This window comes from Sphingobacterium lactis, assembly GCF_051951495.1.
Taxonomy (GTDB): Bacteria; Bacteroidota; Bacteroidia; order Sphingobacteriales; family Sphingobacteriaceae; genus Sphingobacterium; species Sphingobacterium lactis_A.
In genome coordinates this window covers 585,125-597,716 of the sequence record NZ_JBNHAS010000001.1, presented here as the reverse complement: position 1 = coordinate 597,716, position 12,592 = coordinate 585,125, and the positions used below count along the sequence as shown (strand labels likewise).

At 39.3% G+C, this 12,592-nt stretch carries 13 protein-coding genes, 1 tRNA gene and 1 pseudogene; 4 read left to right on the top strand and 11 right to left on the bottom strand.

The annotated features are described in order from the left end of the window. Positions 1-32: 32 nt before the first annotated feature. Complete coding sequence (gene ribD, locus ACP6L2_RS02480; RefSeq protein WP_440507723.1) at positions 33-1,082, bottom strand: bifunctional diaminohydroxyphosphoribosylaminopyrimidine deaminase/5-amino-6-(5-phosphoribosylamino)uracil reductase RibD; 1,050 nt, start codon at positions 1,080-1,082, stop codon at positions 33-35. Between the two features lie 64 nt (positions 1,083-1,146). On the opposite strand from ribD, the gene prmC reads away from it, so the two are divergent. Together prmC and ACP6L2_RS02470 are read left to right on the top strand one after the other, a co-directional pair. Further along, complete coding sequence (prmC, locus tag ACP6L2_RS02475) at positions 1,147-2,004, top strand: peptide chain release factor N(5)-glutamine methyltransferase (RefSeq protein ID WP_440507722.1); 858 nt, start codon at positions 1,147-1,149, stop codon at positions 2,002-2,004. A 198-nt stretch (positions 2,005-2,202) separates the two neighbouring features. Further along, positions 2,203-2,275, top strand: a tRNA-Lys gene (locus ACP6L2_RS02470). Between the two features lie 739 nt (positions 2,276-3,014). On the opposite strand, the pseudogene ACP6L2_RS02465 reads toward ACP6L2_RS02470, so the two are convergent. Further along, positions 3,015-3,812, bottom strand: a pseudogene (locus ACP6L2_RS02465) (recombinase family protein); the annotation flags it as partial. Positions 3,813-3,838: 26 nt separating this feature from the next. Beyond that, positions 3,839-4,000: a hypothetical protein gene (locus ACP6L2_RS02460; RefSeq protein ID WP_440507721.1), complete on the bottom strand. Its 162-nt coding sequence runs from the start codon at positions 3,998-4,000 to the stop codon at positions 3,839-3,841. Between the two features lie 557 nt (positions 4,001-4,557). Here ACP6L2_RS02460 and ACP6L2_RS02455 point away from each other — a divergent pair. Beyond that, positions 4,558-5,190 carry an antirestriction protein ArdA gene (locus tag ACP6L2_RS02455; RefSeq protein ID WP_090629217.1) on the top strand — a complete coding sequence of 211 codons (633 nt, stop codon included), beginning with the start codon at positions 4,558-4,560 and terminating at the stop codon, positions 5,188-5,190. Positions 5,191-5,509: 319 nt separating this feature from the next. Continuing rightward, positions 5,510-6,493 carry a hypothetical protein gene (locus ACP6L2_RS02450; RefSeq protein WP_440507720.1) on the top strand — a complete coding sequence of 328 codons (984 nt, stop codon included), beginning with the start codon at positions 5,510-5,512 and terminating at the stop codon, positions 6,491-6,493. Between the two features lie 27 nt (positions 6,494-6,520). Here ACP6L2_RS02450 and ACP6L2_RS02445 read toward each other — a convergent pair whose 3' ends face one another. The 8 genes from ACP6L2_RS02445 to ACP6L2_RS02410 all read right to left on the bottom strand — a co-directional run bounded on the left by ACP6L2_RS02445 (position 6,521) and on the right by ACP6L2_RS02410 (position 12,592). After that, complete coding sequence (locus tag ACP6L2_RS02445; protein ID WP_028069470.1) at positions 6,521-6,904, bottom strand: response regulator transcription factor; 384 nt, start codon at positions 6,902-6,904, stop codon at positions 6,521-6,523. 288 nt (positions 6,905-7,192) lie between these two features. Continuing rightward, entirely contained in the window at positions 7,193-8,506 is a 1,314-nt protein-coding gene (locus ACP6L2_RS02440; RefSeq protein WP_160370890.1) for a hypothetical protein, read from the bottom strand. 61 nt (positions 8,507-8,567) lie between these two features. After that, positions 8,568-8,843: a molybdenum ABC transporter permease gene (locus ACP6L2_RS02435; RefSeq protein WP_440507719.1), complete on the bottom strand. Its 276-nt coding sequence runs from the start codon at positions 8,841-8,843 to the stop codon at positions 8,568-8,570. A gap of 104 nt (positions 8,844-8,947) precedes the next feature. Next, positions 8,948-9,352 carry a DUF3872 domain-containing protein gene (locus ACP6L2_RS02430; RefSeq protein WP_440508673.1) on the bottom strand — a complete coding sequence of 135 codons (405 nt, stop codon included), beginning with the start codon at positions 9,350-9,352 and terminating at the stop codon, positions 8,948-8,950. A 54-nt stretch (positions 9,353-9,406) separates the two neighbouring features. Beyond that, entirely contained in the window at positions 9,407-9,964 is a 558-nt protein-coding gene (locus tag ACP6L2_RS02425; RefSeq protein WP_440507718.1) for a conjugal transfer protein TraO, read from the bottom strand. Between the two features lie 17 nt (positions 9,965-9,981). Continuing rightward, the gene (traN, locus tag ACP6L2_RS02420; protein WP_440507717.1) at positions 9,982-10,884 is read right to left on the bottom strand and encodes a conjugative transposon protein TraN; all 903 of its coding nucleotides are present in this window, start codon (positions 10,882-10,884) and stop codon (positions 9,982-9,984) included. 24 nt (positions 10,885-10,908) lie between these two features. Then, a complete protein-coding gene (traM, locus tag ACP6L2_RS02415) occupies positions 10,909-12,234 on the bottom strand; it encodes a conjugative transposon protein TraM (RefSeq protein WP_440507716.1) in 1,326 nt (441 codons plus the stop codon). A gap of 58 nt (positions 12,235-12,292) precedes the next feature. After that, positions 12,293-12,592 (bottom strand): nitrogen regulatory IIA protein, encoded by a 300-nt coding sequence (locus tag ACP6L2_RS02410; RefSeq protein WP_440507715.1) that lies wholly within the window; start codon positions 12,590-12,592, stop codon positions 12,293-12,295.

The following is a 12,592-nucleotide window of genomic DNA, read 5'->3' as shown; positions in this document are numbered from 1 at the left end:
CAATCAAAAAACAATAAATTATAAACTGATTATTAAGGTTTTATAAAAACTGACAATGAATCCGTACCCACTTTTATATTATCAATCATTTTACCTGAAATCTTTGGAGATATCATCCCCTCTCCCCATTTTTCATTCGATTGAAACACTCTTGCTTCATCCCATAACCCAGCTTCAATGAACATATCCAATGTCTTTTTCCCTCCTTCAATTATCACGGATTGTACATCCATTAAATATAATTGATATAGAATTTGCTGAGGTAGATATAAGTCAAAATTCTCTAAAGCTATTAGCTTAATATTCTCCCTCCAATCCGTAACTTCTGCATTAAAAATTAAAGTTTCAGCTTCTGAATTATAAAGATTAAAATCACTTGTGATCTCCAGGTTTTTATCAATTAAGATCCGTTTAGGATTTCTGCCTTCCCATTCACGAACTGTTAAAGATGGGTTATCAGCCTTAGCTGTCCCCTTGCCTACTAAAACGGCATCTTCCTCCTTACGCCATTTATGAACTAGCTGTTTACTTGCCTTGTTACTAATCCAGCGCTGAACATTTTCAAGAGGAGCAAAATAACCATCAGCAGTCTCCGCCCATTTAAGAATCACATAGGGTCTAAATTCTTTCAATCGTGTAAAAAAACGTCGATTTACCCATTTTGCTTTTTCCTCTAAAATGCCTAATTCCACTTCGATCCCAGCATCTTTCAATTTCTGAATACCTAGGCCATTTACTTTGGCATAAGGATCTTGACAAGCAATGACAGCTCTTTTAAACCCTTTAGAAACAATTAAATCCGCACATGGAGGAGTTTTTCCAAAATGAGCACAGGGCTCTAATGAAACATAGATGGTACTTTCTTTAAAAAGATCTTTCGAGATTTCTCCATAATGATCAATAACAGATTGAATGGCATTTACTTCAGCATGCGGGCCACCATATGGCGAAGTATAGCCTTCTCCGATTATCTTATCCTTATTTACGATTACTGCTCCTACCATCGGATTTGGGCTTGTTGTCCCAGCACCTAAGACCGCCAAATCCAAACAACGTTGCATCCAAAGTTCATCTTTGCTCATGAAACAAAACTATTAATTATCTTCTACAAAATGCAGAATGCCCCATTTTTTGTAGGTTTGCTTTATGCAAACTCTTGGTCATATTAGAAAACAGTTTATTCAAGATTTAAAAGAACTCTACTCGGAAGATGAAATTAAATCTATCTTTCAAATTGCCGCTTTGGAATACCTCGAAATCCCCAAAAGTAATTTTCTATTAGCCTTGAATGAGCCTCTTTCCTCAGCTCATGAGGAAATTTTATCTAAAACACTTAAGCTATTGCTTTCTGGAAAACCAATTCAGCAAATCATAGGTAAAACCCCATTTTATGGGCTTATGTTCAGTGTGACAGAAGACACCCTTATTCCAAGACCGGAAACCGAAGAACTTGTCGATTTAATTATTAAAGAACAAAAATCTCAAAGCCATACAATTCAAATAATTGATATTGGTACAGGTAGCGGATGTATTGCTATTAGTTTAAAGAAAAATTTACCGAACTCATTAGTATCTGCAGTAGATATTTCAGCACAAGCATTAGCGGTAGCCAAACAAAATGCAGTAAATAATTCGACTAAAATCGAGTTCCGTTGTATTGACATACTGGAATGGGAATTTGTTTTTCATGAAGAACAATTTGATGTGATTGTTAGCAACCCACCTTACATCACACAAGATGAAGCAAGTGCAATGCACCAAAATGTACTGCGTTTCGAGCCGCACACCGCACTATTTGTTGAAAACGATGCTCCATTACTCTTTTACGATTATATTGCCTCATTCGCTTTAAAACACCTAAAAAAGGACGGGACATTGTACTTTGAGATTAATCAATACCTTTCGATAGAGACAAAAGATCTATTAATCAAAAAAGGGTTTACAAAAGTTGAAGTATTGAGAGATCTAAATCAAGTTCCAAGAATGATTAAAGCCCAATTTTAAATAAAAAACCTTACTGGTTGCATTATTTTGAAAAAACAAACCACCTCAAGCTTATTCAAACACAAATTTTTCAAACTGAGAAACAGTAAGTTATTTACTAATCTTAAAATTTAAATACAATTCATTTGGCACATATCAGCCTTTTTTCTACCTTTGCATCACTTCAAACAACGAAGTGGTTCTTAACATAAGAAATCAGATTCCGTAGCTCAGCTGGTAGAGCAATACACTTTTAATGTATGGGTCCTGGGTTCGAATCCCAGCGGGATCACCTCTTGGGACAAGTCTAAAAATGATAGACTTGTCCCATTTTTTTTGCCTTGTAACTTGCTGTTATTCTGATAGATAAGAGCAATCGCAGAATTTAGCCTCGGAGTTCGATGTTGTGTGCCGTCAAATTCCAAAAAATCGGGGAACATCGAACTCACTATAAGCCTTTTTTCCTCAATATCGCCGTTTTCATAGCGTCTATCAATGTTTGCGACCTTTTTTAAGGTGGATGCTACCAAGTCTTTTATCTCCGTTCCGACTACTGCCAAGTCGTTTAATCTCCGTTCCAAAGCCTCAATCTTTCCTTTGGTCAATTTCTTTACTTCTTGGAAATCGTCATCTGCCATTTCTCCATCGGCATTCTTTAAAAGAGCATTTTGATAGCGTTTGTTCAACGCATCAATCTCACCTATGATATTTGCCCGTTCGGTATTTTGGGCTTTGGTCTTGTTATTGAAGTCTTTTATAAAGGCTTCGATAAAAACATCGACCATACCCTCTTTTGGTGATAGATGCCGTAACTGTTTTAAGAAAGCCTCATTGGCGGTTTCGGCTTTAAAACGTACTCCGCAGGAGGAAGTGCAATGATAATAGTAATAGTAATTGCCCATCTTGCCCTTTGAGGCACTTCCTGTGAGCATCCTATTACAATTAGGATTAGGGCATTTAATAAACCCTCTAAGCGGTAGATTGTCCATAGCCACGATTTTAGGCTTTATAATCCTCTTTCTCCCATCGAGTATATCCTGTACATCCGCAAATGTCTTTTCGCTGATTAATGGCTCATGCTGTCCTTTGACAAAATATCCCTTTTCCTCTTTGTACGGAGGAATAAATATTTTGCCACAGTACAAGGGGTTTCGGACGGCTACCCAAAAGTTATTTTTGCTGAACCGACCTTTTCCATCGGCTTTCTCCCGAACCATTTTCCATATCTGTTCCGTATTGAAGTTATTGGAAACGATTTGTTCAAAAGCCCATTTTAAAAGTGGTGCTTCAAAATCATGGGGTGCAATGAACTTCTTTTTGCCCTCTGTTATCTTATTGGCATATCCCAATGGAGCAGTACCCATATACCGCCCCTCTTTTTTCGCCCTGCGCATACCGTGAAAGACATTTAATGCACGCCTGTCGTTCTCAACTTCCGGTGAAGCAAGATAGAACGCAAGCATGATTTTATTTTCGGGAATGGTAAGGTCTAAGGGCTGTTCTATCGCAACAGGCTCAACGCTATGTGTCCGCAACTGGTTAATCATTTGATAGGCATCCCCTGCGTTTCTACTAAACCTATCCCATTTAGTGAATAGGATTATTGACCCCGATTTGTTATTCTTTATCTTGCGTAGATTAGATAAATATTTCTGCCACTCTGGACGTTTAAACGATTTTGCCGAATGGTCTTCTATGTAAACATCCCTTACCGGAATGCCTTTTATCTCACAATATCTTCTTAGTCTGTCTTCTTGGTCACGTTGCGAATATCCCTTGTCCGCTTGCTCGTCTGTCGATACACGTATGTATAAATCTGCCTTTCTCATCACAACAGTTTTCCTTGTTCATTTGGTTAAAGTTTTCCTCTTAAATACTGGTTAACTGCAATGTGAGCTATCATCTTGACAAATTTCAAAATAGCTTGCGCTTCCTCTATATCGACTTCTGTTCCTTTCTTTTTCAAGATTTTCTTAACTCTTTCGGGGGTTAAATCGTTCGTTTTGTCTTTCTCCATATTCACTCATATTGCTTGTTGACCATGCAGATTAATCTGCTTAATCAAACTTATCGAGTTGATGGATAAATAATTATAATGTGTCCTTTTACTGAATTACTTGGCTTAGGTTGGCTTAAAGCATTATGATAGCCTAAGCACATTTACGGCATTCACTCCGCTACTGACCGCAAAAGAGCTTATGGCTATGAGTTGGAACAGAAGGTTGAAGATGTCGTTCCACAGATTGGGCTGTTTCACTCCAAACTTCAATCACCTGTAGCCATACTAACAGATATTAAATTCTCTCTGAACCATTTCCCAAATGCTATCCTCATTACTTCCACGTTTTGTCATACCAAAAAAGCGAGCATGCCTGTTGTTCACATTTCATGGAGCAAAGGTTGGACGTGTTCTTAACGGAGGCAAAAGGTCATGCAAATTTGAAAAAAAATCTCCACCCTTTGGGTAGTATTTGTTTTCCAAAACCTTGTGCATCCTAAACACTAACCTAAACTGCTCCCGAAACGAAACACAGCATACTCCGGCTCTTTACACGAATAAAAAAAATGTCAGGCATGAGGAATATAAGCAGTGGAAATGGTATTGAAACAAAACAACAGCACCAACTCTCATTGCCGAATAAATCAAAAAAATCAATTCAAAACAGTAAAGAAATGACACATCAAATAAACACATCGGAAGCAAGGGTATATGTAGGCACATACGGAAAATATAATGACGGTTCAATCTTCGGGGAATGGCTCAAGCTGTCCGACTATGCAGATAAAAACGAGTTTTACACGGCTTGCAAGGAGTTACACAATGACGAGACAGACCCCGAATTTATGTTCCAAGACTACGAGAATATCCCAAACGGATTAATCGGCGAAAGTTGGATAAGCGATAGCATATTTGAGTTTTTGGAGGCTTTGGAAGATATGGACGAAACCCGAAAAGAGGCATTCCTAATATGGTGCGGAAACGGACACCGTAAGCTATCCGAGGGCGATATTGACGACCTAATAAGCGACTTTGACGATGACTATATAGGCGAGTACAAGGACGAGGAAGATTTTGCCTATGAACAGGTAGAGCAAATGGACTTGCCCGAATTTGCAAAAACGTACTTCGATTATGAGGCTTATGCCCGTGACCTGTTTAGCGGTGACTATTGGAGTGATAGCGGTCATGTATTTTATAATTCTTGAATTTTCGGGAACGGTGCGCCGTTCCCATTTTTATTAAATCCGGTAGGAAAAAAGACAGATCCTTTCGGTGGTCGGGACCGTCTTTTTGCGGAAAGCGGAACAACCCCTTTGTAAAATGCCTCCGCCTCATCATTCCTCACACCTGCATTTTTCAAATAGGTTACATTCGGATTAGACTACTTTCTTTCGTGAGTTGAGACGAAAAAGAAAGTAGCAAAGAAACCAAAGATTGTAGTTGATTAACTTTTACATTAATTGCTGATAATGAAAGCTTTTTATTCTTTAAATTTGTTACTACAACCAGATAAATGCAATAATAATGAAAAAATACATCTACTATCCAAATTTTGAACCTCCTGAAAATGAATGGTTAAAATTCTCAATTTTATATTTAGATAATTTCGAAAGTATTATACCATATAACCGACAACATTTGATTAGTAACGACTATCGGAAGCTTCAAAATGAAACGGATTTGGTGGACTTTTTCTCTCCAGAGTACTATCAAGGTGAACAAGCTTCATTGAAAGCCATTTCCGAAGCTGAAAGAATTATAAAGAGAACTTACGAATCAAGCTTCCTTTTTAACAGAGTTAATGTTTTTAGAGATTGGAAAAATCCAAATACTTGGGACTACCAAATTTATGGAGAAAAATTTTCAAATTCTTGGGTTGAATTTTGTGAAGGCGAAAAGATTGGACGAAGAAATGCCGATGGTATTGTATTACCAAGAAGCCTTGCTTTCTTATATATGACACATCTCGCAAAAGCAATTGCATTTGAAAGAAATGGTAGTATTATTACAGACAATTTAGAATACGATAAATATACAAGTTATGCCCAAATAAAGTCAACCAATACCAATGTCCGTGATAAGTTTATTCGTGGAATAATTAAACTGCAAATTCCTAAAAATATTGGCAACATACCATTTGACACTTTGATAGAATTTAGAAATAGGAATAGAAATTTAATTGGGAGTTTTAACTCCCAAATAGACATAATTGAAAATTCAATTGGGAACGGAATTTCAGAACAGCAATTTATCGACAACTACAATTATACGTTCAATGAAATAGCAAGAGAAATCATAAGACTTGGGATTGATATCGCCACCATACCTCTTGCATTTTACACTTTAGCCCATAATTCAGAAGCTTTAAATCAAGAATATATAAAAGAAGTTTTTGGAAGTTTAAGTATTATTGGTGGAGGATATTATGGTATCCGCAAATCACTTTATGATAAACGAGATGAAAGAATATGTAAAAAATATTTAGCAAGACTCCAACATTTAAAATAAGACAAATATTAAGTATGAAGCATTCATCTAACTACCATTGACCACCCCGTCAATGGCTTTTTTCATGTCATTGCCAATCAGCAGATATTTTGAAAAGCCAAGCTCCGCAAGTTCTCTGATAATTTTTTCTTCATCCATATCAGTATGGGCAATTAGCTTCAATTTAGGGTATTGACTTCTTAATTCCCGTAAATGCTTCATGATGCCTTTATCAGAAAAATCGAGATCGATGATGCAGATATTGGGTAACGATTTTAATGCTGACAGTTGATTTATCCCATCCACAACGTTATCAGAGCGAAAGACAACATCTACCCCCGAAGCAACGAGGTCATCATGTATTAAATCCATCACTGGACTTTTATCATTGATAAATGCTGTGGTAATTCGGCTTATGTTCTTAGTCTCCATATTGACGTAGTTTTTCATTTTGTATGGAGTTCCTGCATTAAAAAAAAGCGCAGGCAACTACACTTACCGATACTGGGGCACTGGTATGCCTGACAACGAATAAGCGAGCACCCACGCCTATGGCGTGAGCATTCCTACTTATCGTCTCGTTGTCTTAAAAATTACCAGTTTTCAGTATCGAGACTTAAAGTAACAACACTTTAAGATTTTTATATTTTCAGATACAAATATAGTGAAGCCAAAAAGGTTCAACAAACGTAATATGCATAATTTGCAGTGTGACTCTCATTAGAAAGTTTTGATTTTACCATTTTCCAACCAATTCGGAATTTCAAAGCTCTTCGCTTTGGGATGTTGATGGAATATATTTCTTAAATTTCTAAACACTGAATAAGCATCACTTATAATTTGTTTTTGTTTATCAGTAAACTTCAAATCATATTGGTTTTCACTAATTCTATGAGCCGGATTTTGTCTTTCTCTTCGTATTTTCTTTAACGGTTTAAAAAGTTCACTGATTGTACCGTCTCCCTCTACGTTAAAAACTGAAGTTAGCCATTCTTCGAAAATTTGTAGTGTACCTTTAGACTGCTTTTCTACCAAGCCATTTCCTAATTCTTTGTATTCAAATAGTTCAACCTTCCCCTCGAAAAAATCTTTATTGATGTTTTCTGAAATCATTTTATCAAGTAGCAATATGAAATCATTATAATTTTTCAAAGTTGGTGTAAAGAAAAACGTGAATTCCTTTGGTCTATTCTCTTCTTCAAATGTTTTTCTAAATAGAGCCTTGGAAAAAATCAATTCAGTTAGGTCGTTTATGCATTTTTGTTCTCCAATGAAGCCAGAAAAAATAGAATAAGAAGATGACCAGTTGCCTTGAATTGTATTCTGATGATATTCTTCAAGCATTTTACAGTTACCTGATTTCTCTCTGCTTTTCCAATAGATTTGATGCTCGGCGGTTAAATCCTTTAGGTATCTTAAGTAAACTACCGCCAACCTGTTTCCATTTTCATCGAAACCTAATCCAAATGTTTTTAGAAAGATGTCGTCCTCATCCCTTACAATTGGCTTTTCATTTTCATCATATCTGCAAGAAATACGTCCAGAATAATCTTCAAACTTGAAATCAAACCGAGGGTCATTAGAATACCTATCCAATACTTCTATTTCAAAAAAAATTGGTTTTAAATGAGGTTCTCCGAGTGCAAGCTGTTGCGTATAACAAGCGTTACCAAATTCAGCTAAAGTTCTATTCTTGCTAAGGAAAATTTTACTTGGATAGAGACAAATGGGGAATTCTGTATTCTCAGATGAAATTTTGAAATCACCAAATGAATGAATAACTTCTTTAATTTTTTTTGCTTCTTCCAAAATACTTAACTGGCTCTCAATTGGATAATGCTGAAAACCTATAATATGAGGATTGGTGCTTGACTGAATTGAAACGATATCTTCAATAACAAGTTCTTTTATTAAGTCTATTGAGGCTTCATATTCTATATTAAGCTTTTGGGAAATATTCCGTAGTGGAATTCCGTTGAAGTCCGAAGAGTTCACGAAAAAATCATATACAATAGTTTGAATTTTATTTTTCAATTTATTAGTGTTTTTTATTAGGCTTGCCACTTATTAGAAATTTATTAAAGTAAAGGATGCTTTACGGTTTATGTATCTCCGTATTTTGGGATGCTTTTTCTTTTTCCTTTTTCTGTCTCGAATAACTCCATAAGAACAGCACACCGAAGATAATCAAAGCATAAGCTATCCATTTGCCCAAACGTTCAGAAGTTTTAATAATAACCGACTTTTCATAGGATGAAAAGCCTTCCGCTCCGGTTGGGCTACGCCTGTAAAACTTCCTGCGGTTAATCCAGTAACGCAGACCTAATCCCAAAACCAATGCTATTATGCCTAAAACCAATGATGCAACCATAACGATAGCTATTATAATTCAACACTTTGAATTTACGATAAAGCAACGAATAACAGGCTTAAAAAATGAAAAATCCCGCCACATCGGGCAGGATTTTTCTGTCTTTAATCACGGCTGTTAAACTGGAAACTTATTTGCTTTTCGTTCCCGAAGTTGTCCGAAATCCAAATATCAAACGACTGTGATACCGTGGATTGCGAGGTGTAATACAGCCTAAATTGTGTCTGTGGCAATAGGTACACATCATTGGGCATATACGGCGGTTCGCTGTAATACCGCAATGCTCCCTGTCCGTCAAACTGGAAATAGCGGATGTAGTATTTCGCATCATTGAAATTGCCCGATCGTTGAACGGTAATCCGTATTTCAACGGTCTGTCCGTTCGCTACCTCTTTGGGTACAGGCATCACCTGTACCTCAAAAGGGTAATTCTGCCTGATGTCGAGTTCGTCTTTTTCACACGAAGTCAGCACCACGGCGTAGACCAACATCGCCAAGAGCATGAACATTGCCTGCAAATGTAGCCCGTATTTTCTGATTAATGTTTTCATTCCAAATCAATTTTAAAAGTTAAACCTTAGTCCAATCCCTGCCGATGGACGGAACTGTTTCAAATCCGTACCCCATAATACTTTTGTCCGCCCTTGCAGGAGCAGGACAAAGCGGTCGGACAGGTACGTTTCGAGCGTGAGCCGTCCGCCTGTGCCATAGACAAAATTGTCTTTGTCGAGGATAGTCGAGCCATCCGGTAGCATGGCTTCGCTCCGGTTGATGGTTTCGTAACCTGCCACGGCGGTAAGCCCTGCATTGAGCGTAACGGTCTTTCTCGCATCGCCCAATAGCTGAAGACTGTAACCCACCTCGCCAGTGTAGGTTTCGAGCGGTATCTGTACATCCCTGTAATCCGAGAGCTGATGCGTGTACTCCGCACCCCATATCCAATAATTGCCGTTTTTTCCGTTCACGGTCAATGTCAAATTCAGATAGTAATTGTCGCTTATTTCTTTGGACAGCATACCTGCGTTTATTTCCAATCCCTTTTGTTTGGGGAGCATCCGTTGTGCCTGTACCGCCGTCATGCTTAGCATGGCAAGCACCACGGCAAAAATGTATCTTATCATTGTTCGTTCTTTTTGGGTTAATTAATCTTTAGGTGCATATCGCTTATCAGCTTGGCGTGTACGAGGTCGGAGTTTTCCACCTGCAATACCTGTTGTCTGCCCCCGTTCTTTTCAAAAATTTCGATAATCAGAACCTTGTCATCCGTGATGGTAAACTGGTCAAGCAGGAACACGTTTTGGTCGGTGGTATTGCCCGTTATTTCACCGAGCGTTTTGTACATACGCAACGGGTTCATTGCCTTTTCCTGCACCACGGTACGCTTGGCGACTTTCTTGTCCACGACCTTGAAATTCACAAAGTCAATGTTGAACGGAACATTGCTTTTGTTGCGCAGTTCCGTATGGAAATAGAATTTTCCGTTATGGACGTAGATACCTTTTAACAGGAATTGTATGCCGTAGCTTTTTGCCCCGATATGCTTTACAATCCTTTTGTTCTTTTTGTAAATCGTTTCCATCAGCAAGCCTGCCAGTGACGGCGAATTGCCCCCCAATTCCTCAAACAGCACATCGTTGCCGTTTTCCCTGTCCGATGCCTTTTGCATGGTCAGCAAATCATAATTCAGCGTTGCCGGATAAGGGCTGTAAAAGACATTGAAGTTATAAAACCGACCATCGTCCGTGATGACCGAAAAATTGGTTTCCTCGTCAAAATCCCTTACACTTGCCTTGATGCGCAAAACGTTTTCCGCATCCTCGGCTTTGCCTGCAATAAGGTATTCACTGCCCAAATCCACGTAGCGGATTGCGGACGGGAATATGAGGTGCGAGGTCTTGCTGTACGTCACCTGCATTTCGTAAGGGTCAACCTTGCCCATACTCAATTTTGTTGTACTGGATGCAATTTGCTGTGCATTTGCACCTGTGATAAAGACCGTTAAACAGACCATTGCCATGAGGCTTTTAAATATTGCTTTCATTTTCTCTTTGATTTTAGTTAAACATTAATTTTTTGAAACGAGGAATAGCTGATGACCGGCTTTGACGGTTACTTTCGGTGTCCTTACTTTCTTGGAGAAGTAACCCGAAACGCCCTGCACCACGCCACGGGAAAGGTCGCCTGCCATCTGTTGCCCTGCCGAGCGTGTCATCATGATACTTGTTCCCCCCGTTTGGCTCATGTTGGAGGCAATCTCTGACAGGGCATTCATTTCGGGGGAATACGGCACAAATAGCCCTTGCTGTCCGTCCACATCATACACGGTTATATCGACCGGAATAATGTTGCCCTCAAATTCGATGGATGTTACTTTTAATTGCAACCTGCCACTTTGAAACTTGGCGTTAGCCGTCAGTACCGTTCCTGCCGGAATGGAGCGGACGGGAGTTTGCGCCGTTTCCAACAAACGCAACCGTACACCGCTTTCGCCTGTCACGGCCTGTGTTTCCTGCACCACCGCCCTAATGCTGTTTTTCGGTTGTATGACCTGTTCCGAAACGCCTGCCGTATAAAAGCCACGGTTTCGGGTTTCGTTCCAGTTTGCCAAAAAAGCACTGTCGGTCGGTTCACGGTACAATGCGGAAACCGCATTTTTCCTTACGGGGGTGAATGCCACAAAATGTTCCTTTTGGGCAGTACCCTTTGCCGAAACCGTTGTGTCCGCATTACCCGTCTGTGCCGGATTTGACGGCAGGTAACGGGATGCCATTTCGTATGACTTTTCCATCAAAGCCAGTTGGTCTTCTACGGTCGTTACAGGCGGTACGTCTTTTTCTGCCAGTTGCTCTTTCAGTTCCTCAACCTGTCTGCGGAGTTCCTGCGTTTCGTAATCGCTGTTATCGTAGAACGAGGTCAGCGTACTTTGCGCACTTCGGTAACTGTTCAATGCAGGGTTGCTGTTTCTGCGTGTACCACCGCCGTAAGCGAAGCCGTCTTCGTAGTACTCATCCGGTTGCTCAGCTTCCGGATCGGCGGTATTGTCTTCGCTCCAATAGTCTGACAGTGACAGGAGCGCATTGCGCTTTTCCTGCATTTTTTGCTCGAGCATTTCCTGTTCATAAGCCTTTTGCTTATCGGATTGAAGCCCTGCATCGGTCGCCTGCGGTACGACATCGTTCAGACCAATATCCTCAACCTTTTGCTTGTCGGAGGACGGTTTGAAGATTAGGTACATACAGCCGAAGAAAACCACGCCCATGAGGGCAAAAATGATGGGCTTCTTTAGCTTTTCGGCTTTGTTCTGCGCACCGTCCTGCGGTGCATCCATTCCGTTTTTCGGGTCGCCATCTTCGACCAAAAAACTTACCCTTTTGTTTTCACTGTTTTTCATCTCTATAATTTGTTTTTTAAAGGCGATGAAGCTTGCATGAGTTGATGTAATTTCCCTTTTAGGGGCAACTCATGCAGGTTTCATACATTTTACGTTTTAAAATTGTTGTCATACTGTCCTGCGGAGAAGCCGAGGATTTGTTTTGCCCATTAATCGGGTTTTCGATATGTTCTATCGTTAGGGTATTATCGGATTGTGCTACATCGTAGCATACTTTTATCAGTATGATAATGGACAATAGCGCATAGCCTGCAAAGAGCAATAGCGTATAGTGGTGCTGTTTTTTGACAGGTATCGCTCGCCACTGTCCATCGAGTTTGTCAAACCAATTATTGATTGTCGTTCTTAGATTTTTCAT

Bases quoted from the DNA above. Each gene is read 5' to 3' on its own strand.
- ACP6L2_RS02450 (WP_440507720.1), top strand. From the start codon at position 5,510: ATGAAAAAATACATCTACTATCCAAATTTTGAACCTCCTGAAAATGAA.
- ACP6L2_RS02430 (WP_440508673.1), bottom strand. From the start codon at position 9,352: ATGTTCATGCTCTTGGCGATGTTGGTCTACGCCGTGGTGCTGACTTCG.
- ribD (WP_440507723.1), bottom strand. From the start codon at position 1,082: ATGAGCAAAGATGAACTTTGGATGCAACGTTGTTTGGATTTGGCGGTC.
- ACP6L2_RS02445 (WP_028069470.1), bottom strand. From the start codon at position 6,904: ATGGAGACTAAGAACATAAGCCGAATTACCACAGCATTTATCAATGAT.
- ACP6L2_RS02455 (WP_090629217.1), top strand. From the start codon at position 4,558: ATGAGGAATATAAGCAGTGGAAATGGTATTGAAACAAAACAACAGCAC.
- traM (WP_440507716.1), bottom strand. From the start codon at position 12,234: ATGAAAAACAGTGAAAACAAAAGGGTAAGTTTTTTGGTCGAAGATGGC.
- ACP6L2_RS02410 (WP_440507715.1), bottom strand. From the start codon at position 12,592: ATGAAAAATCTAAGAACGACAATCAATAATTGGTTTGACAAACTCGAT.
- ACP6L2_RS02425 (WP_440507718.1), bottom strand. From the start codon at position 9,964: ATGATAAGATACATTTTTGCCGTGGTGCTTGCCATGCTAAGCATGACG.
- ACP6L2_RS02460 (WP_440507721.1), bottom strand. From the start codon at position 4,000: ATGGAGAAAGACAAAACGAACGATTTAACCCCCGAAAGAGTTAAGAAA.
- traN (WP_440507717.1), bottom strand. From the start codon at position 10,884: ATGAAAGCAATATTTAAAAGCCTCATGGCAATGGTCTGTTTAACGGTC.
- prmC (WP_440507722.1), top strand. From the start codon at position 1,147: ATGCAAACTCTTGGTCATATTAGAAAACAGTTTATTCAAGATTTAAAA.
- ACP6L2_RS02435 (WP_440507719.1), bottom strand. From the start codon at position 8,843: ATGGTTGCATCATTGGTTTTAGGCATAATAGCATTGGTTTTGGGATTA.